19 protein-coding genes are annotated in these 21,139 nt (G+C 76.1%); 1 reads left to right on the forward strand and 18 read right to left on the reverse strand.

The window, feature by feature from the left end:
- Nucleotides 1-128 precede the first annotated feature (128 nt).
- From ACZ6EJ_RS15180 to ligD, 6 genes are all read right to left on the reverse strand, one after another.
- A complete protein-coding gene (locus ACZ6EJ_RS15180; RefSeq protein WP_469267458.1) occupies nucleotides 129-596 on the reverse strand; it encodes an SH3 domain-containing protein in 468 nt (155 codons plus the stop codon).
- 167 nt (nucleotides 597-763) lie between these two features.
- Nucleotides 764-2,068 (reverse strand): ATP-binding protein, encoded by a 1,305-nt coding sequence (locus ACZ6EJ_RS15185; protein WP_469267460.1) that lies wholly within the window; start codon nucleotides 2,066-2,068, stop codon nucleotides 764-766.
- Nucleotides 2,065-2,772: a hypothetical protein gene (locus ACZ6EJ_RS15190; protein ID WP_469267462.1), complete on the reverse strand. Its 708-nt coding sequence runs from the start codon at nucleotides 2,770-2,772 to the stop codon at nucleotides 2,065-2,067. The genes ACZ6EJ_RS15185 and ACZ6EJ_RS15190 overlap by 4 nt, the downstream gene beginning before the upstream one ends.
- Before the next feature lie 155 nt (nucleotides 2,773-2,927).
- On the reverse strand, nucleotides 2,928-3,251 hold the full coding sequence (locus ACZ6EJ_RS15195) for a zinc ribbon domain-containing protein (RefSeq protein ID WP_469267464.1): 324 nt from the start codon (nucleotides 3,249-3,251) through the stop codon (nucleotides 2,928-2,930).
- Nucleotides 3,248-5,446, reverse strand: coding sequence for a HEAT repeat domain-containing protein (locus ACZ6EJ_RS15200; RefSeq protein WP_469267466.1), 2,199 nt, complete (start codon nucleotides 5,444-5,446; stop codon nucleotides 3,248-3,250). Before ACZ6EJ_RS15200 ends, ACZ6EJ_RS15195 begins: the two co-directional genes overlap by 4 nt.
- Before the next feature lie 218 nt (nucleotides 5,447-5,664).
- Nucleotides 5,665-6,555 (reverse strand): non-homologous end-joining DNA ligase, encoded by an 891-nt coding sequence (gene ligD / locus ACZ6EJ_RS15205; protein ID WP_469267467.1) that lies wholly within the window; start codon nucleotides 6,553-6,555, stop codon nucleotides 5,665-5,667.
- A gap of 59 nt (nucleotides 6,556-6,614) precedes the next feature.
- On the opposite strand from ligD, the gene ku reads away from it, so the two are divergent.
- Complete coding sequence (gene ku / locus ACZ6EJ_RS15210; protein WP_469267469.1) at nucleotides 6,615-7,754, forward strand: non-homologous end joining protein Ku; 1,140 nt, start codon at nucleotides 6,615-6,617, stop codon at nucleotides 7,752-7,754.
- Between the two features lie 29 nt (nucleotides 7,755-7,783).
- Here ku and ACZ6EJ_RS15215 read toward each other — a convergent pair whose 3' ends face one another.
- From ACZ6EJ_RS15215 to ACZ6EJ_RS15270, 12 genes are all read right to left on the reverse strand, one after another.
- Nucleotides 7,784-9,505 (reverse strand): hypothetical protein, encoded by a 1,722-nt coding sequence (locus tag ACZ6EJ_RS15215; RefSeq protein ID WP_469267518.1) that lies wholly within the window; start codon nucleotides 9,503-9,505, stop codon nucleotides 7,784-7,786.
- A 138-nt stretch (nucleotides 9,506-9,643) separates the two neighbouring features.
- A complete protein-coding gene (locus ACZ6EJ_RS15220; protein WP_469267471.1) occupies nucleotides 9,644-10,297 on the reverse strand; it encodes a response regulator transcription factor in 654 nt (217 codons plus the stop codon).
- Nucleotides 10,298-10,339: 42 nt separating this feature from the next.
- Nucleotides 10,340-11,569, reverse strand: a complete 1,230-nt coding sequence (locus ACZ6EJ_RS15225) for a sensor histidine kinase (protein WP_469267473.1) — start codon at nucleotides 11,567-11,569, stop codon at nucleotides 10,340-10,342.
- Between the two features lie 84 nt (nucleotides 11,570-11,653).
- Complete coding sequence (locus ACZ6EJ_RS15230) at nucleotides 11,654-13,900, reverse strand: TOMM precursor leader peptide-binding protein (protein ID WP_469267519.1); 2,247 nt, start codon at nucleotides 13,898-13,900, stop codon at nucleotides 11,654-11,656.
- Between the two features lie 80 nt (nucleotides 13,901-13,980).
- The gene (locus tag ACZ6EJ_RS15235; protein WP_469267475.1) at nucleotides 13,981-14,175 is read right to left on the reverse strand and encodes a hypothetical protein; all 195 of its coding nucleotides are present in this window, start codon (nucleotides 14,173-14,175) and stop codon (nucleotides 13,981-13,983) included.
- Nucleotides 14,176-14,290: 115 nt separating this feature from the next.
- Entirely contained in the window at nucleotides 14,291-15,535 is a 1,245-nt protein-coding gene (locus ACZ6EJ_RS15240; protein ID WP_469267477.1) for a cytochrome P450 family protein, read from the reverse strand.
- An 80-nt stretch (nucleotides 15,536-15,615) separates the two neighbouring features.
- Nucleotides 15,616-16,530: a carboxymuconolactone decarboxylase family protein gene (locus tag ACZ6EJ_RS15245; RefSeq protein ID WP_469267479.1), complete on the reverse strand. Its 915-nt coding sequence runs from the start codon at nucleotides 16,528-16,530 to the stop codon at nucleotides 15,616-15,618.
- A gap of 44 nt (nucleotides 16,531-16,574) precedes the next feature.
- Complete coding sequence (locus tag ACZ6EJ_RS15250) at nucleotides 16,575-17,456, reverse strand: class I SAM-dependent methyltransferase (protein ID WP_469267480.1); 882 nt, start codon at nucleotides 17,454-17,456, stop codon at nucleotides 16,575-16,577.
- A complete protein-coding gene (locus ACZ6EJ_RS15255) occupies nucleotides 17,450-18,295 on the reverse strand; it encodes an alpha/beta fold hydrolase (RefSeq protein ID WP_469267482.1) in 846 nt (281 codons plus the stop codon). The genes ACZ6EJ_RS15250 and ACZ6EJ_RS15255 overlap by 7 nt, the downstream gene beginning before the upstream one ends.
- Nucleotides 18,292-18,924, reverse strand: a complete 633-nt coding sequence (locus tag ACZ6EJ_RS15260) for a LysR substrate-binding domain-containing protein (RefSeq protein ID WP_469267484.1) — start codon at nucleotides 18,922-18,924, stop codon at nucleotides 18,292-18,294. The genes ACZ6EJ_RS15255 and ACZ6EJ_RS15260 overlap by 4 nt, the downstream gene beginning before the upstream one ends.
- Nucleotide 18,925: 1 nt before the next feature.
- Nucleotides 18,926-19,711 (reverse strand): DUF6182 family protein, encoded by a 786-nt coding sequence (locus tag ACZ6EJ_RS15265; protein WP_469267486.1) that lies wholly within the window; start codon nucleotides 19,709-19,711, stop codon nucleotides 18,926-18,928.
- A complete protein-coding gene (locus ACZ6EJ_RS15270; protein WP_469267488.1) occupies nucleotides 19,708-20,829 on the reverse strand; it encodes a hypothetical protein in 1,122 nt (373 codons plus the stop codon). Before ACZ6EJ_RS15270 ends, ACZ6EJ_RS15265 begins: the two co-directional genes overlap by 4 nt.
- Between the last annotated feature and the right edge of the window lie 310 nt (nucleotides 20,830-21,139).

Raw genomic sequence — 21,139 nt, forward strand, 5'->3', positions numbered from 1 at the left:
TAGCAAGAGGCGTGCCGTATTTCCCTTATGCCCCGTCTTCTTGCTGTCCCCCCGCGACGCGTCCGCCCGTGGAGCCCGCGGCGCTGGGGCCGGGCTCCACGGGCGGACGGGTCTGCCGGCGGGGGCGGTCAGCACCAGTGCGGCGCGGCGCCGATGTTCTCGATGTAGCGGGCCGACCCCCACGCCCAGGTGCCGTCGGTCAGCAGGTACCAGCGGTCGTTGCCGTCGACGTCGTCACCCCTGGTCTTGCAGAAGATGTCGACGACCGTGCCGTAGTCGACCGAGCCGACGATCCGGCTGCTGCGGGTCGGCCGGTCGCGGAGCAGGAGGTACGGCTTGGCGATGACCCGGCCCCGGTAGTTCTGCCGCGGCGCCTGCGCCTGGCCCTCCTGGCGGGCCTCGTGCTCGCGCTGCAGGGCCGACGCGGACAGCTCGTCGGACGAGGGGTCCGCGGCGGCGGCCTCGGCGCGCGGCCCGGCGGGCCGGGGGTCCGCGGCCAGGGCCGTGGGGGCGGCGGCCGTGAGCACCGCGAGGGCTCCGGCGGCGACGCACAGGCCGAGCCGGCGGGAGCGCGAGGGGCGGGACAGGGGGGACATGCTGCCTCCATGCGAAGGGGAAGGGCCGTGGGGGTGCGAGCGGGGCTCGCGTCGGCCACGCTAGGTCCGTCACCCAGGGTCCACAAGGAGTCACGGGGGGTGAGGGCCCCCGGCGTGTGGGCCGTTCGGGTGGTTGTGCCGCCTCCGGCCCGGCCTCCCGGCCCAGGTCATCCGCCGGATTCCCCGACCGCCCCGCCGCCGCCGGGGTCCGCGTACTCCGGAAGGGTCACGCGGGCCAGCGCTCCGCCCTCCGGCGGGTTGGCGAACTCCAGCCGCGCGCCGATGACGCGGGCCTGCCCGGCGGCGATGGTCAGCCCCAGCCCGTGGCCCCGGCCCGCGCCGTCCGTGCGGAACCGCTGCGGCCCGGCCTCCAGCAGATAGCCGGGGAATCCGGGGCCGTGGTCGCGTACGGAGACCACCGGGCCGTCCACCCTCAGCACCACCGGCGGGCCGCCGTGCCGGTGGGCGTTGGCGACCAGGTTGCCGATCACCCGCTCCAGCCGCCTGCGGTCGGTCTCCACCCGCGCCGAGGAGGAGACCCGCACCTCGGCGTCGGACCCGGCGGCCAGCACCGCCCGCTCCGCCAGCGGCGCGAGATCGTGCACGGCGAGGTCGACGCGCTCGGTCCGCGCGTCCAGGCGGGAGATCTCCAGCAGGTCCTCGGTCAGCGCCCGCATGGCCCGCACCCGGTCGCGCACCAGCTCCGCCGGGCGGCCCGGCGGCAGCAGCTCGGCGGCGGCCGACAGGCCCGTCAGCGGGGTGCGCAGCTCGTGCGCCACGTCGGCGGTGAAGCGCTGCTCGGCCTGGAGCTTGCTCTGGAGGGTGGAGGCCATGGTGTCGAGCGCGCCCGCCACGATCGCCACCTCGTCCTGCGCGCGGACCGGGCGGGCGGTACGGGGGTCGTCCACGCGGGCGTCGAGATCCCCCGCGCTGATCCGGCGGGCCACCCGCGCGCTCTGGTGCAGCCTGCGGGTGACCCGCCGGACGGCGAACAGCCCGACGAGCAGGGTGGCGGCGATGGCCAGCAGCGAGGAGCCGAGGATCGCCCGGTCGAGCCCGCCGATGGTGCGGGCGCTGGGGCCGTAGTCCGTCCAGGTGGCCAGCGCCCGCCCGTCCGCCGGACCCGCCGCCCACATGGCGGGCCCGCCGCGCCCGTCCGGGCGGCGCGGGCCGTCCGCCACGAGCGTGCCCCGCTCGCCGCGCACGGCCAGCGAGCGCAGGGAGGCGGGCAGGTGCGGCGGGTCGATGCCGGACCCCGGCGGCAGCGGCCCCCCGGCCTCGTACGCGTCGGTGACGGCCGCCAGCCGGTCCAGCGCCTTCTCGCGGGCGTGGCCGACCGTCTGCCGGGTGACGGCGGTGTGCACCAGGACGCCGAGGAGGGCGGCGAGGGTGCAGCACATCGCGGTCAGGAAGACCGCGGACTTCCAGGCGAGGCTCGCGGTCCACGCCGGGGAGCGCGGCCGCCGCCTCACGGGGCCTCCGGGGCGGGCGTCCCGGCCGGGGTCCCGCGGCGCTCGGGGGTCCGCAGGATCTCGTCCCGCGTCGGCAGCATCGCGCGCTGCCGGTCGTCCCAGGACCACGCGGTGCGGTACTCGTACCCGCGGATCACCGACGGGGCCCGCACGATCACGTCCCGGCCCGCCAGCTCCACGCTGAGCACGGCGTCGCGGGTGGACATGATCCGGGTCAGCCCGCCCCGGTCCGGCATGTAGACGCCCACCGCGAGCTGCCGGTCGGGCATCTCGACCCCGAGCACCAGCTCGGCCCGGCCGTCGCCGGTCAGGTCCCGGTAGTGCGGGGCGAGGACCGGGCAGGCGTCCGGCGCCGTCCGGCAGGCCCGGATCCGGCGCACCGTCGCCTCGGGCAGCTCGTCCACGCCGCCCCGGTCGGTCCTCGCCGCCAGCGCGGCCCGCGCCACGGCCACCGGGTCCAGTCGGCGCACCTCGCCGCCGGGCACCCGGACGCCGGGGACGCGGGCCGTCTGGCCCTCCCCGTAGTCGTACGGCGCGGAGGAGGCGGGCGGCAGCTCGGGCCACAGGCGTGCGGGCCCGACGGCCGACGGGGTCCTCCCGGCGCTCTCCAGGCCGCCGGCCGCACCGCAGCCGGACAGCAGGGCGAGCGCGGCGGCGGCCCGCACGGCGGCGCGGGCCCCCGTCGGGGTGCGGAGCGGGCGCACGCCTGGCCTCCTCTCGGTCGGGGCCGCGCGGACGGCCGGGCCGCGCGCACGACGGGCGCCGGGCCGCACGGGCGGGGCGCCTCACACCCTAGGCCGGGAACCGCCCGTCCTGCCCGTTTCGTCCGCCCGCGTGCCCCGAGCGCTCCGGCGGGCGGTCAGCGCTGGTACGGGTTGCCGCCCTGGCCGGGCGGGGTGAAGCCGGGCTGGTGAGCGGCCGGGCCGAACGGGGCGCCGTCCGGCCCGGCCGCCTGCTGGGCGAGCAGCCCGTGGGCCTGCTCCGCGGATATCTGCTGCTCCCCGCCGCAGAACGTGCACTGCGTCGCGTACTTCGTGGAGAACGGGAACAGCGGCACGAAGAACAGCGTGAACTTGGTGACCCGCTTGCGCAGCGCGTGCGCCGCCGGGTTGCCGCACCAACCGCACACCAGCGTGAGCACGGCCAGTTGGTGGAGGTATCCCCTGGTGCCGAAAATGATCATGTCGCGCTCCCTCTCCCCGTCCCCCGGAGTGCCTGTCGGCACAGTGCCAGGAGCTTCTCGTCCTCGTGGACGTCATGGCTGCCGGACCCGCCGCCCAGCGCGTTGTGACGGCGCACGGAGGCGAGTTCGGTGTGCAGGACGTGTGCCGCGGCCGATCCGTCGGGGACCGGCCCCATCCGCGCCAGGCATTCTGCCACCTTGAGCCGTACATGGCGGGTCTGCTCCCAGGCCTCCAGCAGCGCCTCGGTGGCCTCCTGCGGCCGCCCGGACACCTCCCGCAGGGCGATCGCCGCGTCCACCCGCAGCCCCGGCTCCTCATGGGCCAGCAGCCCCCGCAGCCGGGGCGCGACCACCGCGGCGCGCGGGCCCAGGGCCCCCAGCGCCGCCACCGCCGCCCGCCGGTCGGGCACCTGGTCCGCGTGCAGGCCCTCGATCAGCACCGGCAGCACCGCCTCGGCGTCCCCGGCGATCGCCCACAGCGCCACGGCCGCCTCCGTCGCCGCGGCCGTCCCCGGACGGCGGATCATCCGCAGCAGCTCCGGGACCGCCTCCCGCGCCGCGGGCCCGAACGAGCCCAGCGCCCGCAGGGCCGCCGTGCGCAGCCACTCGCCCCGGTACTCCGGCGCCCCGCGCAGCACCCGCAGCACCTCGGGCGCCGCCTCGCCCGCGCGCAGCCCGGTCAACCCGGCCAGCAGCGGGTTCGCCCGGTCGTACGCCCCCTCGTCCAACGGCACCTCGGCCAGCCTGCGCCGCAGCGCCCCGGCGAGCGGACGGGCCGCCGCCCCGAGCCGGCGGACGGCGGAGCCCACGTCGTTCGGCACCTGGGGCAGCTCCAGCGCCGCCGCGAGCGCCGAGACCACGCGGGGGTCGCCGAGACGGGCCAGGGCCTTCGCGGTGGAGCCGAGGCGGGGCGGGCCGCCGGCCCAGCTCCTGACCCAGCCGGCGGGGTCGGCCTCCAGCCGGGCGGCCAGCGCGTCGGCGGCCGGCGCGGCGAGGCGGAACAGCCCTTCCAGGACATGGGACGCGGACTCGGCCAGCCGGGGGTCGGGGTCGGACAACTGGACGCCGACGAGCGCCACCAGCTCGTCGTACGAGCCGCGCCAGGCCCGTATCAGCCCGCCGCTCATCCGCACGGCGTCGATGCGCTGCCACCGGTCCGGGCTGCGCAACTGGTCGGCGAGCAGCGCGGTGCGGTCGCCCACCCGGTCGTCGAGGCCGACGTGCAGGGTGCGCAGCAGATCGGCGGCCCACGGGGAGCCGCGCCCGGCGCCCTCCTGGGCGGACAGGGCCCGCACCTGCCCCACGAGCGTGGGGGAGGCGATCGGGTCGCCCCGGACGGCCACCGGCTCGGGGTCCGCGACCGGGCCGACCGCCCCCTCCGCGTCCGGCTCCGGGACGACGGCCGGCTCCGCCGCCGCCTCCCGGTCGGCCGGGGGCTGCCCGGCGTCCGCCGCGTCCGCGCCCGGCGCGGAGCGCATCTCGCGCAGCAGCCCCGAGACGACCGGGACGACGTCGCCGGGCAGGACGTCGGGGGAGCAGCGCGCCAGTTGGGCCAGGGCCGCCAGGCGCAGGCCCGGCGCGGGCGCGCGGGCCGCCAAGCCGTGCAGCCACTGCGCGACCCGGCCCGCCAGCGGCCGGTGGCGCAGGGCGATCCGCCCGGCGGCCTCGACGAGCGCGAGCCGCACCTCCTCGTCCGGCTCCACCGGCAACCGCTCCCGCAGCAGCGCCAGGACCCGCACCGGGTGCCGGTGCAGCGTGGCGAGCGCCAGCGGGGCCGCGAGCCGCACCCCGCGGTCCTCGTCGGCGACCAGGTCGAAGAAGACCCCCGCGCCCGCGGTGACCGCGGCCGCCGCCATCGCGTAGTTGGCCGCGCCCTCGATCTCGTCCTCGCCGATCTCGTCCTCGTCGTCCTCGTCGAGGTCGAAGCCGCCGATGCTGGTGAGCAGCTCGACGACGCTGCCCCGGTCGTGCACGCCCGGATGCACCGCCAGCTCGAACAGGAAGGGGATGCACGCGAGCGTGCAGGCGTAGACGTCGCCCTGGTGGTGCACGGCGTCGTACATGCCGTCCAGCGCCGCCTCCCGCTCGGTCGGGTCCTCGGAGGCGAGCCCCCGCAGCAGCTCGGGCACATCGTCGGCAGGCCCGTAGGCATGATCCATCGAGGCCCAGTCGACCTCATCGATCCCCGAGAACACGCCATCCCCTCCCCACGTCACGGCGGCGCCGGGACCGGCGCGCCCTCGCGGCGCGCCGGTCCGCCGCACCCCTGCGGCACACCCCGTAGAAAGCGCCTGCGCAGAGTGTGCACCACGGGTCTGACAATCCACCCGCCACTTGTGGCCTTTCCTCGGCCCGTGACCAGGTCATGACGGGGTCGCGACGGACCGGCCGGGCGGCGCCGCGCGCGCGGGGGTCAGGCCGGGAGGGGGCGGGCCCGTTCCGGGTCGTTCAGCGGCGCGAGCAGATCCCCGTGCGCGGCCAGCCGGGCGGCCATGTCCCGCGCCCGGAAGACCAGGGACCCGGCGTCGCGGCAGTCCTCGATCTCCTCCCAGGTGACGGGCGCGGACACGGTCGGCTCGGGCCGGGCCCGCAGGGTGTAGGGCGTCGCGGTCGTCTTCGCCGCCGCGTTCTGGCTGAAGTCCACGAAGACCTTCCCCGGCCGCAGGGCGCGCGTCATGCGGTGCAGGGCCAGCCCCGCGAGGGCCTGTTCCGCCTCGACGGCGAGCCGCCTCGCGTACGCGGAGGCCTCGGCGGAGGGGGCCGGCTCCAGCGGGACCAGCAGATGCAGCCCCTTGGACCCGGACGTCTTCGCGTACGCGGCCAGCCCGTCGGCCGCCAGCCGCTCCCGCAGCCAGAGCGCCACCGCGCAGCACTGGACGACCGTCGCGGGGGGACCGGGGTCCAGGTCGAGGACCAGCCGGTCGGCGACGGCGGGGGCGTCCGTCCGCCACTGCGGGGTGTGGAACTCCACCACCAGGTTGGCCGCCCACACCAGCGAGGCCAGGTCCTGGAGCACCACCTGCCGGGCGGCCCGGTCCTCGTGCCGGGGGACGGGGGCCGAGGCCACCCAGGCGGGCGTACCGGGCGGCGGGTTCTTGGTGAAGAAGAGCTGCCCGCCGGGCCCGTCCGGATAGCGCAGGAAGGAGACCGGCCGGTCCCGCAGATGGGGCAGGATCACCTCCGCGACGGTGGCCGCGTAGTAGTGCAGCACCTCGCCCTTGGTCGTTCCGGTGGCCGGATACAGCACCTTGTCGAGATTGCTGAGCGGCACCCGCCGCCCGTCCACCTCGGTGATCGGCGTCATACGATAAGAATCACACGAAAACCTGCCCAAGCGTCCTTGACGGTCATAAGGGGTGAACGGTGAGGTCCATCTGGAACGGCGCGATCTCCTTCGGGCTGGTCAGCATCCCGATCAAGCTGGTCAACGCCACGGAGAACCACTCGATCCACTTCCGGCAGATCCATCTCGCCGACGGGGGCCGGGTCCGGTACCGCAAGGTCTGCGAACTGGACGAGGAGGAGGTGTCGGCCGGCGAGATCGGCAAGGCCTACGAGGACGCCGACGGCGCCATGATCCCGATCACCGACGAGGACCTCGCCCAGCTCCCGCTGCCCACGGCGAAGACCATCGAGATCGTCGCCTTCGTCCCCGCCGACCAGATCGACCCGCTCCAGATGGACGCGGCGTACTACCTCTCCGCCAACGGCGTCCCGGCCGCCAAGCCGTACACCCTGCTGCGCGAGGCCCTCAAGCGCAGCAACAAGGTCGCCGTCGCCAAGTACGCCCTGCGCGGCCGGGAGCGGCTCGGGATGCTCCGCGTCGTCGACGACGTGATCGCCATGCACGGCCTCCTGTGGCCCGACGAGATCCGCGCCCCCGAGGGCGTGGCCCCGGAGGTCGACGTCACGGTCCGCGACGCCGAACTGGACCTGGCGGACGCGCTGATGGACACCCTCGGCGAGGTGGACATGGACAGCCTCCACGACGACTACCGGGAGGCGGTGGAGGAGCTGATCGCCGCGAAGGCCGCCGGCGGGACGGTGGCGCCCGCGGCGTCCGGGGACGGCGGCGGCGGCAAGGTCATCGACCTGCTCGCGGCCCTGGAGAACAGCGTCCGCGCCGCCAAGGAGTCCCGCGGGGAGGCCGCGGCCGCGGCGGAGGGCGGCGGCGAGGACGACATGGCCGACGTGCACCCGATCCGGAAGGCGTCCGGGCGGAGCGGGCAGTCCTCCCGGAAGGCGGCGGAGAAGGCGGCGGACGGCAAGGGGACGGAGAAGGCGTCGGACGGCAAGGGGACGGAGAAGGCGTCCGGGCGGGCCGCCAAAAAGGCGTCCCCCAAGTCCACCGGAGCGAAGAAGTCCACCTCCGCGGCCGGGAAGACCGGCGGCGGCACGGCGGCGAGGAAGACCTCGGCGAAGAAGACCGCGACGAAGAAGCAGGCCGCCTCCGGCGACGGCGGTGCGAAGAAGACCTCCTCCCGCCGGCGGGCCTCCGCCTGAGCACGCCGCCCGCCCGGGGAGGAAGGGGGTCAGCCCCGCCGGGCCGACGCCGGATCGACCGGCCCCGGTATCGAGGGCAGGTCGAGCCCCGGCGCCCTGCGCCCCACGACGTACGTGCAGCTCGTGTAGGCGTAACCGGGCCGCACCCGCGACCCGGAGGAGTAGCTGTCCACACGGGAGGACGCGCCCGTGCCGTGCTTGTACAGGAAGTGGTAGTCCCCGGCGGGCAGGCTCAGCCGCGCCTTCGGGTAGTCCCTGCCGGTCGCCTTGCAGGCGCGGCGGGGGCCCTCCGCCGCGCCGTACCGCTCGCAGCCGGCACAGGCCTTCAGGGTGACGGCGCCGGTGACCGGCCCGGTGTAGAGCACCTCGACCGTGTTCGGTGCGTCATTGCTGATCACCAGCTCCATCCGGGCCCCGCCGGGCCGCCGGGACGGCGGCAGCCGCCTGCCCGCCTCCGGGCGGTCGGCGGCGATCTCCGCGGCGATGGCGATGTCCCGCGCCTGCCGCACCCTCCGGTCGCCCCGGTGCTTCCGGGCGAAGTCGGTCAGCGTGGTGCGCGCCGCCCCGAACTTCCCCTCCCCGAACTGGTCGACCCCGCAGGCGTACTCCCCGTCCACCACGCCCCGGTCGGCGTCCGCGCGCAGCTCCTTCACGTCGTCGGCGGGCAGCTCGGACGCCGTGGCGCCGAGGCCGCGCAGCACCTGGGTGGCCGCGCACGGCTCGTCCCCCCGCACCGCCGCGGCCTGGGCCCTGATCCGCTCGCCGATGGCCGGGCCCACCTGCCGGGCCCGTGCCGAGCCGGGGAAGGTGCGCAGCAGTTCGCCCAGCTCCGCGCCGCCCCCGGCCGAGGCCCCCAGGCGTGAGACGCCGCACCCGTACAGCGACTCGGCGAGCGGCGCGTCGGGCCAGGCGGCCAGGGAGCCCAGGAGCCCGCGGTCGACCGAGCCGGGCAGGGTGCGCAGATACGTCAGCGGCTCGACGGCCTCGCAGGGCCGCTTCGCCCGGTACGGGGTGGAGACGGCCTCGTAGTACGCCTTCAGGCGGTCCGGGACGAGCTTCGCCGCCCGTGAGCGGGGGTGGTCCTCGTCGAGCGCGCGGTAGACGTCGAGCGCCTGCTCGTACTCCTGGCGGGCCGCGTCGAACGGCCGGCCCGCGGCGGCCGCGACCCGTTCGTCCCCGGCCGCCAACCGGTCCAGCAGCATCCGCTCGCGGGCCTCGTCCCGCGCGGAGCCGTACACCGCGGCCCCGCCCATCGGCACGGCCAGCAGCAGCACGCCCAAAGCGGCCGCCACCACCGGCCGCCACGACCCGCCCAGCGCCGAACGCCGGGCGATCCGCGCCCCGTCCGCGGCGGCGGCCGCGAGCACCGCCGCGTAGCCGACGAGCACGGCCGCGGGCGCCCCGTCCGGATCGGCGGGCAGCGCCGCCCACAGCAGCGCCGCCGTGGCCGCCCAGCACGCCGCGGCCCGACCCCAGCGCCCCAGCAGGGCGTAACCGAGGCCGAGACCCGTCAGGTTGAGCAGGGCCGCCGCGACCGCGCGCAGTGCCGCGCCGGGAACCGGCGGCCCCGCGTCCGGCGTACGGGACGGCGTCAGCGGCCCGAACCGGGGCGGCTGCGCGGACGGTCGGGGGCCGGGGGACGGAGGTCCGGACGGCGGTGGGAAGTCGGGGCGGGCCGGTGGACCCGCCGCCTCCCGGCCGTCTCTCGCGGCGCCGTCGCCACCCGTCGCGTTCCCGTCACCGGACTCCATCACGGTCCCCCCACCGTCGAGCCGCACACATCCCCGCGACCCTACCCGCGGCGGGCGCCGTCCACGCGCGAACGGCCCCTGGGCGTACGGTATTTCAGCCGTTCTCCGGGCGGGAGCGGACCGCTTCCCGCCCGGCGCTCAGACCAGCCAGCCCGCGTCGCGGGCGATCCGGATGGCGTCGACCCGGTTGCGCGCGTTCAGCTTCACCACGACGGTCGTGAGGTAGTTGCGCACGGTGCCGGTGGACAGGTGCAGCTCCCCGGCGATCTCCGTCGCCTCCGACCCCTGGGCGGCCATCCGCAGCACCTCGGTCTCCCGGACGGTCAGCGGGCTCTCCAGTCCGCTCCAGGCGGCCACGGCCAACTGCGAGCCGATGACGCGCTGCCCGGCCACCACCCGCCGCACGGCACTGGCCAGCTCCCTCGGGGACTCGTCCTTGAGGAGGTATCCGGAGACCTGCGCCGACAGGGCCCGGCGCAGGGTGCCGGGGCGGCCGAGGCTGGTGAGCATCAGCGTCCGGCACTCGGGCAGGTGCTCGTGGATCTGCATCGCGGCGCTCAGCCCGTCGAGCCCCGGCAGGTCGATGTCGATGATCGCGATGTCCGGCTTGACGTCGAGGGCGGCGGCGAGGATCTCGTCGCCCCGCTCCAACTCGCTGACGACCTGCAGGTCGTCCTCCAGGTCCAGCAGAGCGACCAGCGCTCCGCGGACCATGTTCATGTCCTCGGCCAGAAGTATTCTGATCACCGTGGGCCCCCCGTCCGCGCGGTCGATCTCGTGTGCGGTGAGCATATCAACCCCGCCCCGCGATAAATGTCCTGAAAGTACGTCATGTCACGCCGCGGCCCAGCTCCGTTCGTCGTCCGGTGCGGCGGACCGGGCCGCGTCGACGTGGGCGGGCACCCGCGCGACCAGCCGGAACACCTGCCCCGGCCCCCGGTCGACGTTCAGCTCGCCGCCCACCGCGTGCAGCCGCATACCGAGGTTCCCCAGCCCGCTGCCGCTGTGCGGCGAGCTGTCCCGGTACCCGTCCAGCACGCCGTCGTTGACGACCGACAACGTCATCAGGCCGTCCTCGTCGACGGCGGTGATCTCGCAGCGCCCGGCGCGGCTGTGGCGCAGCACGTTGGTGACGGCCTCCCGCAGCACGGTGGCCAGGACCGTGTCCACCAGGGAGCTGACCGTCCCCATGCGGACGTCGGTCACCGCCTCCACCTCGGCGGCGCTCAGGACCGATCGCGCCGAGACGATCTCCTCCTTCAGCGACATGTCCCGGTAGCCGCTCGCCACCCGCCGCACATCGGCCAGCGACTGGCGGGAGATGGCCAGCACGTCCTCGATCTCGGCCTTCGCCCGCACCGGCTGGCTCAGGATCAGGCGGTGGATCAGCTCGCCCTTGAGCTGGATCGCGGAGAGGCTGTACCCGAGCAGGTCGTGCAGGTCCCTCGCGAAGCGGAGCCGTTCGCGGGTGACGGCGGCGCGGGTCAGCTCGTCGCGGCTCTCGTGCAGCACCCGGACCAGCTCCGACATCCGGGTCAGCCCGAAGGTGATCAGCCCGGTCAGCAGCGTGGTCTGCGCCAGGTAGAGGCTGTCGACCGCCGGGCGCCCCTCCAGGATCGGGGGCAGGAGCATACTGACGCCGACGCAGCCGTACAGCGTCCAGCCCAGGCGCGCCGGCAGGAGCAGCAGCAGGGAACCCGCGAGGAACCCCGCCATCGCCCCCCACTGCGACTTCAGCGCGACGAGCGGGAGATAGGTGAACAGGGCCTGGGCCCCGAGCGTCAGCACCCGCCGGGCGAGCGGCAGCCGGCGCGCGCCCGCCCGCGAGTGCACGAGCTGGAGGGCGAAGACCGCGCCCAGGCAGCCGAAGGCGGCCGCCAGCCCCGCGCCCTCGATGCCGGCGCTCAGGATGTTCAGCGCGGTCAGGCCCACGTAGCAGAGGATCGCCACCATGAGGATGACGCCGGCCATCCGCGGAGCGGGCAGGTCCCGGCTCCGACGCAGGATTCCCTCGGCCAGGACCGCCTCCGCCGGCTCGTCCGAGGACTTGGGGCGGTCAGGCATGTCAATCCCCCATTTATGTGTCCGTGGTGCGGGCTACGCGTGAGCATAGGCGAGGAACATTTCGCGGGGATTGACGTTGCGGACTCACACGAACAAAGGGACGGGGTTGAGGTTCTCGTAGGCGGTGGGCTTCGCCAGCCGTCCCAGGCGCACGGGTACGTCGAAGAGTCGGCCTGGCGCGAAACGGGCCCAGAAGTGGCGTAGACCAGGCACGATGACCTTGACCACCGGCAGTTCGAGGTCGGGGCGGCTCTGGTCGAGGACCAGCAGCTCCATCCCCCGGCTCCGCACCAGCTCGGTGATCAGGTGCACGTCGTCGAGCAGGTCGGCGTTGCGCACCGGGGGGCGGGCTCCCGGCACCAGCGGAACTGCGGCCGGATCAGGCCGTAGATACGGCTGATTGGCGACGGTCGCCCCGCGCCACCAGGACAGCGGCTCCGGATCGGTGATCCGGTAGCCCGTTCCGTCCGACCCCACGCCGCTCACCGCCGGCAGCAGTTGGCCCATCTCCGACAGCGCCCGGCGCAGCGCCACGCGCGGGTCGAAGTGCGCGCCGAAACCGAAGATCACGTCCTGCTCGGGCTTGTCGGTGCGCCGGGACAGCGCCGCCACCACCGGGATGCCCAGGTCCGAGGTGAGGTCCAGGGCCCACACCTCCCGGCCCGCGCGGGCGAACCCCTCGCGCAGCCGGTCGATCCAGTCCTCCGAGAAGGCCGCCAGGTCCACCGCGGGCTGGCGGGTCCGGTTGTACCACCACAGCGCCACCGCGTCCCGCTCCACCAGCTCCAGGAACCCCTGGACCACGGCGTCCTCGGGGCTGCTGCCCGCCGCGTTGCCGTTGGAGTCGGCCCACAGCCCGTCCGCGGGCGTGCTCGCCGGCCGTGCGCCGCCCCACGCGAAGTACAGCATCGAGGTGGGCAGCAGCCGCTGCGCGCCCTCGGTGAGCGACCAGACCGGGGTCCACTCGGTGGGGCGCTCCTCGTCGAACCGCGGCGAGACGTAGTGGAAACGGGAGTGCCCCGCGTTCCAGCGCTCCCGGTCCGCGTACTGCCGGTCGTCGTACAACTGGCAGTCGTTGGGGTGCACCGCCGCCGGCCCGAGGCCCCGCAGCGAGTCCCGCACGCTGGGCTCGTCGCCGTGCAGGGTCCCGCTGTAGCGCTCGACCGCCTCGCACAGCGCGCTGGCGCGGGCCTCCTCGTCGGTGCGCCCCTTGCCGCCGCTGAGCGCGCGCAGTCCGGAGCGGAGCCCGGCGAACGAGGCCGACTCCATGGCCAGGTTGTGCCCGGAGACGTAGGCGCTGAGGAAGTCGGGGGCCCCGGCCGCGCGGCGGATCTCCTTGACCACCCCGGTCACCGGGTCGACGAGGTGCCCGTACGTCCGCAGCATCTGCGCCGCGGTCAGGGCGCGGTCGCCCCCGCCGGTCGCCGCGGTCTTGGGGCGCGGCGCGGGGACGAAGGGGGCCGCGACCCGGCGGCCCACCAGGCCGGGGTCGCCGCAGACGGCGCACTGCGGGAGCCGGCTCACCGGGTGGGCGGTGGTGCGCAGCCGCAGGGTGTCCAGGGCCTGGATGTGGCCCTGCTCCCGGTGGCGCAGTCCGGCCAGCCACTTCGCGGCCTCCAGCGCGGCGAGGTTGGCCGCCAGCGCCCGGCCGGCGGCCAGCCCGGTGGGCGGCCGGGGCACCGGGCCGGCCAGGCCGAGCGCCCGCCGCACGGGCAGCTCGGAGTGGCGGTGGCCGCGCAGCCGCACGGCCAGGCAGTGCCAGCAGGGGCCGCCGGAGCCGGGTTGGAAGAAGGGGCCGATCCACGGATCCGTCCCGCAGAGCTTGACCGGCGCCCACGGGCGGCCGGTACGGCGGTGGCGGGCGTCGGCCCCGGCCAGGGCGGGGGAGAGGTAGTCGTCGCACAGGACCAGGACGAGTCCGGCGGTGGAGGCGTCGTCGGTGACGGTGACGCCGGACGCCCGGCAGGCCTCGGCCACCGGGCCGGGGTCCAGGTCGCCGAGCGCCTCGATCGCGACGCCGGCGCGGGAGAGGTCGGCGGCGGCGAGCGCGCCGTCCAGCCCGGCCAGGTCCCAGTAGGCCTCGGCCTCGGCGCCGCGGTCGCCCGCCGCCGGGTCCGGGGGAGGGGTGAAGCGGATCAACTCGGCGTCGGCCAGGGCGTGCAGGGCCGCTTCCGCGCTGTCCGCGCCCAGCGTCAGCGACGCCTGCCGGTGGACCGCGCCGAACGTGCGGGTGCCGTCGAGGAGGGGGACGAGGACTTCGGCCTCGCTGCCGTTGAGAGCGGTGACTCCGCGCCGCGACACCAGGTAGGCGGCGTCGCCGGGGACGATCATCGGGCGCAGGTGGGACTTGAATCCCACCAGCGACTCGCCTGCCGCCGGCGACGCTGCCGACGGCCTCCGTGCGGAGGGGCTCACGCCTCCAGCCGTCCGGCGGCCGCGGCCACCGAACCCGTGAGCTGCGTCTGGGCGCAGACCGAGAAGAGGACGGCGGACGTCTCGGACGGGGCGTCGAGGTGCTCGATCACCAGGCCGGATCTGGAGGTTCCGACGGCGAGCGGTGCGGATTCGGTGGAGCCGACACGGGCGAAGGCCGACATGCTGATCATGGTGGTGGTTTCCTTCTGCATCGTCGTGGAGCGGGTTCGGTCCGTTCTTCGACGATTGTGCGAGCTACGCCGTGATCGCTGACAGTGCCGTGGTCACCACCGCGAGATGAAGTTTTCACATGGCCGCGGAGCGCCCTTCGAACGGAGTCGAAGCCTCCGGCGACCAGCGCACCGGCAGCCGCCGCGGACCCCGGATGAGCAGGCCGGTGCGCCAGGGCAGCGACGCCGGGTCGGCGTCCAGAGAGAGGTCGGGGCAGCGCTCCAGCAGCGCCAGGATGGCGGTGCGGGCCTCCAGCCGGGCCAGCGGCGCCCCCAGGCAGTAGTGGATGCCGTGGCCGAAGGCGATGTGCCCGCCCGGCGGGCGGCGGACGTCGAAGCGCTCCGGGTCGGGGAAGCGCGCCGGGTCCCGGTCGGCGTCCGCCAGCGCGACCAGCACCAGCTCGCCGCCGCCGGGGATCGTGGTCCCGGCGACGGTGACGGGCGCGGTGGTGAAGCGGTACGTCGTCGTCTCCACGGGGCCCTCGTAGCGCAGCATCTCCTCGACCGCCCCGTCGATCAGCGCGGGCTCGGCGCGCAGCGCGGCGAGCTGGTCGGGGTGGAGGAGCAGCGCCAGCACGCCGGTGGCGATCAGGTTGACGGTGGTCTCGAAGCCGGTGACGAGCAGGAGCCAGGCCATGCCGATGAGCTCGTCCGCGGAGAGCCGCCCGCCGTCCTCCTCCCCGGTGGCCCGGACGAGTGCGCTGAGCAGGTCGCCGCTGGGGCGGGCCCGTGACGCGTCGGCCAGGGCGGTGAGGTAGGCCGTCATCGCGGCCGTGGCGGTCGCCCGGACCTCCCCGTCCGGGCTGCTCAGCGCCTGTTCGGCCCAGCCGCGGAAGGCGTCGCGGTCGGGGCGCGGCACGCCGAGGAGTTCGCCGATGACGCCCATGGACAGCGGGAAGGCCAGCACCTCGACGAGATCGGCCCGCCCGGACGGCCGGGCCAGGAGGGCGTCGAGGAGTTCGCCGGTCAGGGCCCGTACGCGGGGCGCCAGCTCCGCGACGCGGCGCGGGGTGAACTCCCGCGCCACGAGCCGGCGCAGCCGGGTGTGGTCCGGCGGGTTGGAGCTGAGCAGGTTCTCCCCGGCCGAGAGGCGGGCCAGCGGCAGGGCGGGGGAGGCGTCAGCCCAGGACTTGGAGAGCGCCGGGTCGGTGAGCGCGGCCCGGCAGGCGTCGTAGCCGACCACGAGCCAGGCGTCCGCGCCCTCGGGCACCCTCACCCGGTGCACCGGGCCCCGCGCCCGCAGCGCGGCGTAGACCGGATGGGGATCGCGGACGAACTCCTCCCCGAGCGCCCCGAAGTCCGCGGCGACACGCGTTTCCATGCTGGCTGCCCCTCCTGCTGCGGTTGGTCGGCGACCGGCCGCCCGCTCCCCCGGACGCGGGGGAGCGGGCGCGCCGGGTCTCACAGGGCGGATACGCCGCGCTTCTCGAAGACCTCGCGGGCCACGCCGATCGCGTTGAGCGCGCGGGGGAACCCGGAGTACGCCACGACCTGGATCAGGACCTCCACGATCTGCGCCGGGCTCAGGCCGACGTTCAGCCCCGCGCCGATGTGCACGCGCAGTTGCGGGGCGGTGTCCCCGAGGGCCGCGAGGGCCGCGATGGTGACGAGCTGGCGGCGCTTCGGGGAGAGCCAGGGGCGGTGGTAGACGTCGCCGAAGGTGAACTCGACGATGAACCGCCCCAGGTCCGGGGCGATGTCCTTGAGCGACTCGATGACCTCCAGCCCGTGGCGGCCGTCGATCTCGACCAGCTTCTCGACCCCGCGCTCGTAGCGGTCGCGCGGGTCGCGCATCACCGGCGGCTCGAAGGCGACCTTCCGGTCCGCGAAGACCTGCCGGGCGACGGTGATCGCGTTGAGCACCCGCGGGAAGCCGACGAAGGGGACCAGGTGGATCAGCGACTCGATGACCTCCACCGGGCGCACGCCGACGTGGAGCGCGGCGTCGATGTGGAAGTTCTGCTGCGGCGCGGTGTCGCCCTGGGCCGTCAGCGTCGCGACCGTCACCAGCTCCCGCTCCCGCAGGTTGAGCCCGGCGCGGGGGTAGATGTCGCCGTAGGCGAACTCGACGACGAAGCGGCCGAGGTCCGGGGCGATGTCCTTGAGCGACTCGACCACCGCCGACCCGCGCTCGCCCGAGGTGGCGCGGAGCACGGCCAGGCCGCGGGCGTACCGGGAGTTCTTCCCGCCCGCCCCGGCGGTGGCCGCGGACGCGGCGGCCGTGCCGGCGGGGGCCGCGAGGCCGATGCCGACCGCGGCGCTCCCGGCGAGGGTGGCGCGGCGGGTGAGAGCGGTGTTCCTGCTGTTCTCGGTCATGGTGACTCCATCCATGGGTGGGGGGAACGGGGTGTCTCGGGTGGTCAGGCGGTCCGGTGTGCGGGGGCGGGGGCCGTGCGCGCCGGGGGGACCGTCCCGGTCGCGACGACGTTGCCCTCGCTGATGTAGCCGTCCGAGTCCCGCAGCGGGCCGGCCGGGTCGTCGGGGTCGAGGAAGGGCGCCCAGTCGCCCGGCGCGCCCTCGCGCAGCGCCTGCTCGGCGAAGCGCGCGCAGGCGTTGGCGTAGAACCGCAGCGCGGGCGGGGACAGCGGGGCGTGGTGCTCCATCAGCACGGTGCGCTGCTGTACGGAGACCAGCCCCGCGGCGCGCAGCCACCGGTACAGGTCGCGCCCCCGCAGGAGCTGGCGGGCGTACCCCGGCGACCGGGCCGAGCGGCGGAGGAAGTCGGTGATGAGGTAGGGGTCGGCCGGCCGGACGGTGCTGAGGGTGCCGTCCACGTCCTTGACCGCGACGAGCCCGCCGGGCCGGGTGACCCGGCGCAGCTCCGCCAGCGCGCGGGACAGCTCGTCGTCGTCGAGGTACTGCGTGGTGTTCGCGCACCAGACGGCGTCGAACGTGCCGTCCGCGTACGGCAGGTCGAGGATGCTGCCCTGCCGGACCTGGAACCGGGCGCGCGCGGGGTGGTCCCGCATCCGGGCGGCGGCGAGGTCGGCGTTCTCCGGGGCCAGGTCGACGGCCGAGATCCGCCCCGCGGGCCCGACCAGCTCCGCGAGTTGCGGCAGGAAGGCCCCGCCGCCGCACCCCGCGTCCAGCACGTGCCAACCGGGCCGGATGCCGACGCCGGCCAGCGCCCGGTGGTAGTGCGGGGCGCAGGCCCGGAAGTGCGGGTCCACGATCTCCTCGTGGGTGAAGGCCAGGCCGGTGGAGGCCGCGTACCCCCACGCCGTGTCGTCCGCCGTCAGCATGAGCGCGCTCCCGTCGTCGCGGTGGTGGCCGCCCCGGCCGACGCCGTGCGGGCCAGCAGGTCGGTGAGGATCAGGCGCGTCTCGTCCGGCGCCTCCAGCGGGGCGAGGTGGCCGACGCCGGGCAGGACCGCGCACCGGCCGCGCGGCAGCGCGGCGGCCGTGGCGCGGGCCTCGTCGAGGGAGACCAGCTCGTCCTCCTCGCCGATGACGACCACCGCGGGCACGTCCGCCGCCCGGAGCGTCGCGGTCGAGTCCGGGCGTGCCGCGACGGCCCGCTGGGCCCAGGCGACCGACTCCGGCCGGGCCGCCCGCGCCCACCCGGCCACCCGCGCCGCCAGGGCCGGCCGCCGGGTCCGGGTGCCCGCGCCCAGCAGGGCCGGGGTGGTCGCGTCGAGGAGTCCGGGGCGCGCGGCGTCGTCGAGGACGAGCCCGGCGAAGCGCAGGCGCCGCCGGGCGGCCTCGGGGGTGTCCGCCGCGGCCCTGGCCGCCAGGAGGGCCAGGGCCGCGACGCGGCCGGGGTGGCGGCGCAGGAAGGCCATCGCGGTGTAGCCGCCCATGGAGCAGCCGGCGAGGGCGATCCGGTCGATGCCCGCCCGGTCCAGGGCGCGGGCCAGGTCGTCGGCCGCGGCGTCCAGCGAGGGCGGCCCCCCGGCCGGCCCGGCCGCGCCGAAGCCGCGCTGGTCGGGGGTGAGGACGCGGTGGCCGAGGGCGCGCAGCCCGCGGGCCGTCTCCTCCCACATGGCCGCGGACAGGGGCAGGGCGTGGAGCAGGACGACGGGCAGGCCGGTCCCCGGCTCCGGGGTCCCGATGGGCGCGGCGCCGCGCCGGGCGGCGCTCACGGCCGCGCCGCCCGTTCCGCGTCGGCGACGAACCGCCGTACGCGCTCCGGCGGTTCGCTCCCGCGCAGCCAGGCCAGGGCGACCGGCGACGGCGGCAGGTCGTGCACCGGGACGACCCTGATGTCCGCGGGCAGGGCCGGCTCCAGCGAGCGGAACGACAGGTGCATCGCCGAGGTGCCGCGCAGCAGGTCGGCCAGGGCGGCGAGGGTGGTCATCGGGTGGACCCGCCGGACGGCGCGCCCTTGCGGCGTGCGCGGCGGCACCACCAGGTCCCAGACGTGCGGCGGGAAGTCGCCGGGGCAGCGGAACCCCTCGTACGCGGCGGCCTCCTCGACCGACACCGAGCGGCGTGCGGCCAGCGGGTGGTGGGCCCCGACGAGCACGGCCCGCCCGTCGTGGGCCACCGGCAGGCTGAGCGCGATGTCCGGTTCGCGCGGATCGTATTTGACGATCATGAGGTCGGTCTCGTGGGCCCGCAGCGGGCGGAAGGGCTCGCCCACGTCGTAGGGCACGAACTCCACCGCCTCCCGCGCCAGGCCCGCGCCGCCCACGATGCGGGCCGCGAGCGCGGGGGAGCCGTGGACGCCCAGGCGGAGGGGGCGGGGCGGGGCGGCGGTCGGTGAGGACACGTCAGATCTCCCTGGTCAGTCCGGCGTACGCCTGCAGGGCGTCCGGGCGGTGGACGTCGTCGTCGACGCGGAGCCGGGCGAACGTGGGCCCCGGGCCGGTCAGCCGGGGCACGAACCGCAGCGTCAGGCGGTCGCCCGGACCGATCAGCCCGTCCAGGACGGCCTCGGCGAGCAGGTGGTTGAGGTGGACCAGCGCCTCGGTGACGGTCACCCTGGCGGTGGCGACGTACAGGTCCCGGTGGGTCGCGCCGCGGAGGCCGGGGCGGCCGGGGACCGTCACGGTGGCCGAGGGCCGCCCGGCCAGTTCGCGGGTCGCCTCGAAGGACTTGAGCAGGCGGCGCAGGGCGTGCGTCGCCGCCTCGGGGGCCGGACCGGCCCAGGCGGCCGAACCGTCCGCGGCGATGTGGTCGAAGGCGAACCGCTCGCGGAGGTTGGCCGGAGCGCCCGCCAGATAGACGGTGCGGGTGAAGTCGCGCCGCCAGGACGCGGCCGCCTCCGGGTCCAGGGCGAGGGCGAAGGCGCACGTCTCGCGCACCCACGCGGCCAGGTCGAGCCGGCCGATCACGACCACGGCCAGCGTGCGGTCCCGGTCGGCGGCGTCGTCGTGGTGTCCGGCCCGGACGTCCCGCAGGAGTCGCGGGCCGGCCGTGTCGAGCCGGCCGGTGAGCTCGGGGCGGGCCAGGCGTACGCGGTTCATGGCGGACCGCAGGAGGTCGGCCGAGGAGAGGGCGAAGGGCGGGGGCGGCGCGATGGCCGCGCCGGCGCGGGAGTCGGAGGGAGGGGTCACAGGTACACCGCCGTCAGGAGTCCGGGATCGGGGGCCGGCCGCCCGCTGCCCAGGAGCGAGCAGGTCAGCCGGTAGGGGTCGATGAAGACGTGGCCGCGCCGGTGCGGTTCCAGCGCGGTGGCGAGGCCGCCCGCGCCCGGCCCGTCGCCGGAGCGCTTCAGCAGTCGGGCGGCGACGGTCAGGCACTGCCGCAGCAGGTCGTGGCGGAACGACTGGCCCTGCCCCGGCCCGAGCGTCGCGACGAAGTACAGGCGCATCCCCAGCCGGAGCGCGCGTTCGTCGTCGCACACCTCGGCGGCCGCCTCCAGCAGCGCGGCGAGGGTGTGCCCGTGCCAGCCGCCGTGCCGGGCCGAGGTGATCTTCCCGTCGATGGGCACGCGGCCCAGCGGGACCCGGCGGACGCTGGGGCCGAGCCCGCTCAGGACCCGGTTCAGCAACTGGTAGTCGGCGTCGAGTTCGCGGTCGAACAGCAGGACCACCTCGTCGTACCAGGGGGCCAGCGGCACCAGCTCGCGCAGGGCGCAGGCCAGGTAGTTGGGGCGGCCGTCGGCGGTGACGATGCGGCGCAGCGGCATCCCGTACCGGGTGAGGTCGAGGTAGACCGGGCCGCCGCCCGAGCGCTGGTCGAGAACCAGGCCCGTGGCGGCGAGCCGCTCGATCATCTCCTCCAGCCCCAGACCGGGCGGCTGGTGCTCCCGGAGGCCGGGGTCGTGCATCCCGAGCCGTTCGTAGTGGCCGCTCCACAGGTGCAGCAGCCGCTCGCTCGCCGGATGGACCCAGCCGCTGTGCTCGACGGCGTCCCGGTAGGGCCTCAGCACCTCGGCGCTCTGCTCCTGGGCCGCGGCGCGGTAGCCGACGTAGAGGTCCCCGATCTCCTCCTCCGAGAGCCCGGCGTAGTCGGCCTCCCCGCAGGTGCGGTCCAGGTGCTCCCAGAAGCCGACCGTCTGTTCGGTGACGTGGTAGGCGGTGTGGCTGTAGCGGTACGTCACCGCCGCGAGCGGTGCGGTGGCCCGGAACATCACGTCGGTCCAGAGCAGGCCCTTGACGTGGCTGGGGGTCAGCGGCTTGGTGGGGGTGACCGTGACCGGGGCCAGCAGGACGTTCGTGCGCCGCGTCATCGTCGTGCTCCTTCCTGGCCGGCGACGGCCCGTCGCAGCGCGGCGGGGGTCGGGGGCGGCGGGCCGGCGGGGTCCGCCGCCGCGGTCGGGGCGGAAGCGGCCCGCAGGCGGGCCGCGAAGTCCGGGTCGGCCAGGACCTCCGCGGGGGTGCTCAGGCTGGTCTGGACGCGGGTGAGGCCGCGCCACAGGACGGGGTCGGGGGGGGGGGGGGGGGAGGCCAACCGGGGGGAAGAGGGGGGGGGGGGGGGAGGGAAGGGTCGGGGAGAGGACCAGGTCCGGGGGGGGGCCCGCGACGAAGGCGGGAAAGCAG

The organism is Streptomyces sp. NPDC041970 (assembly GCF_055588985.1).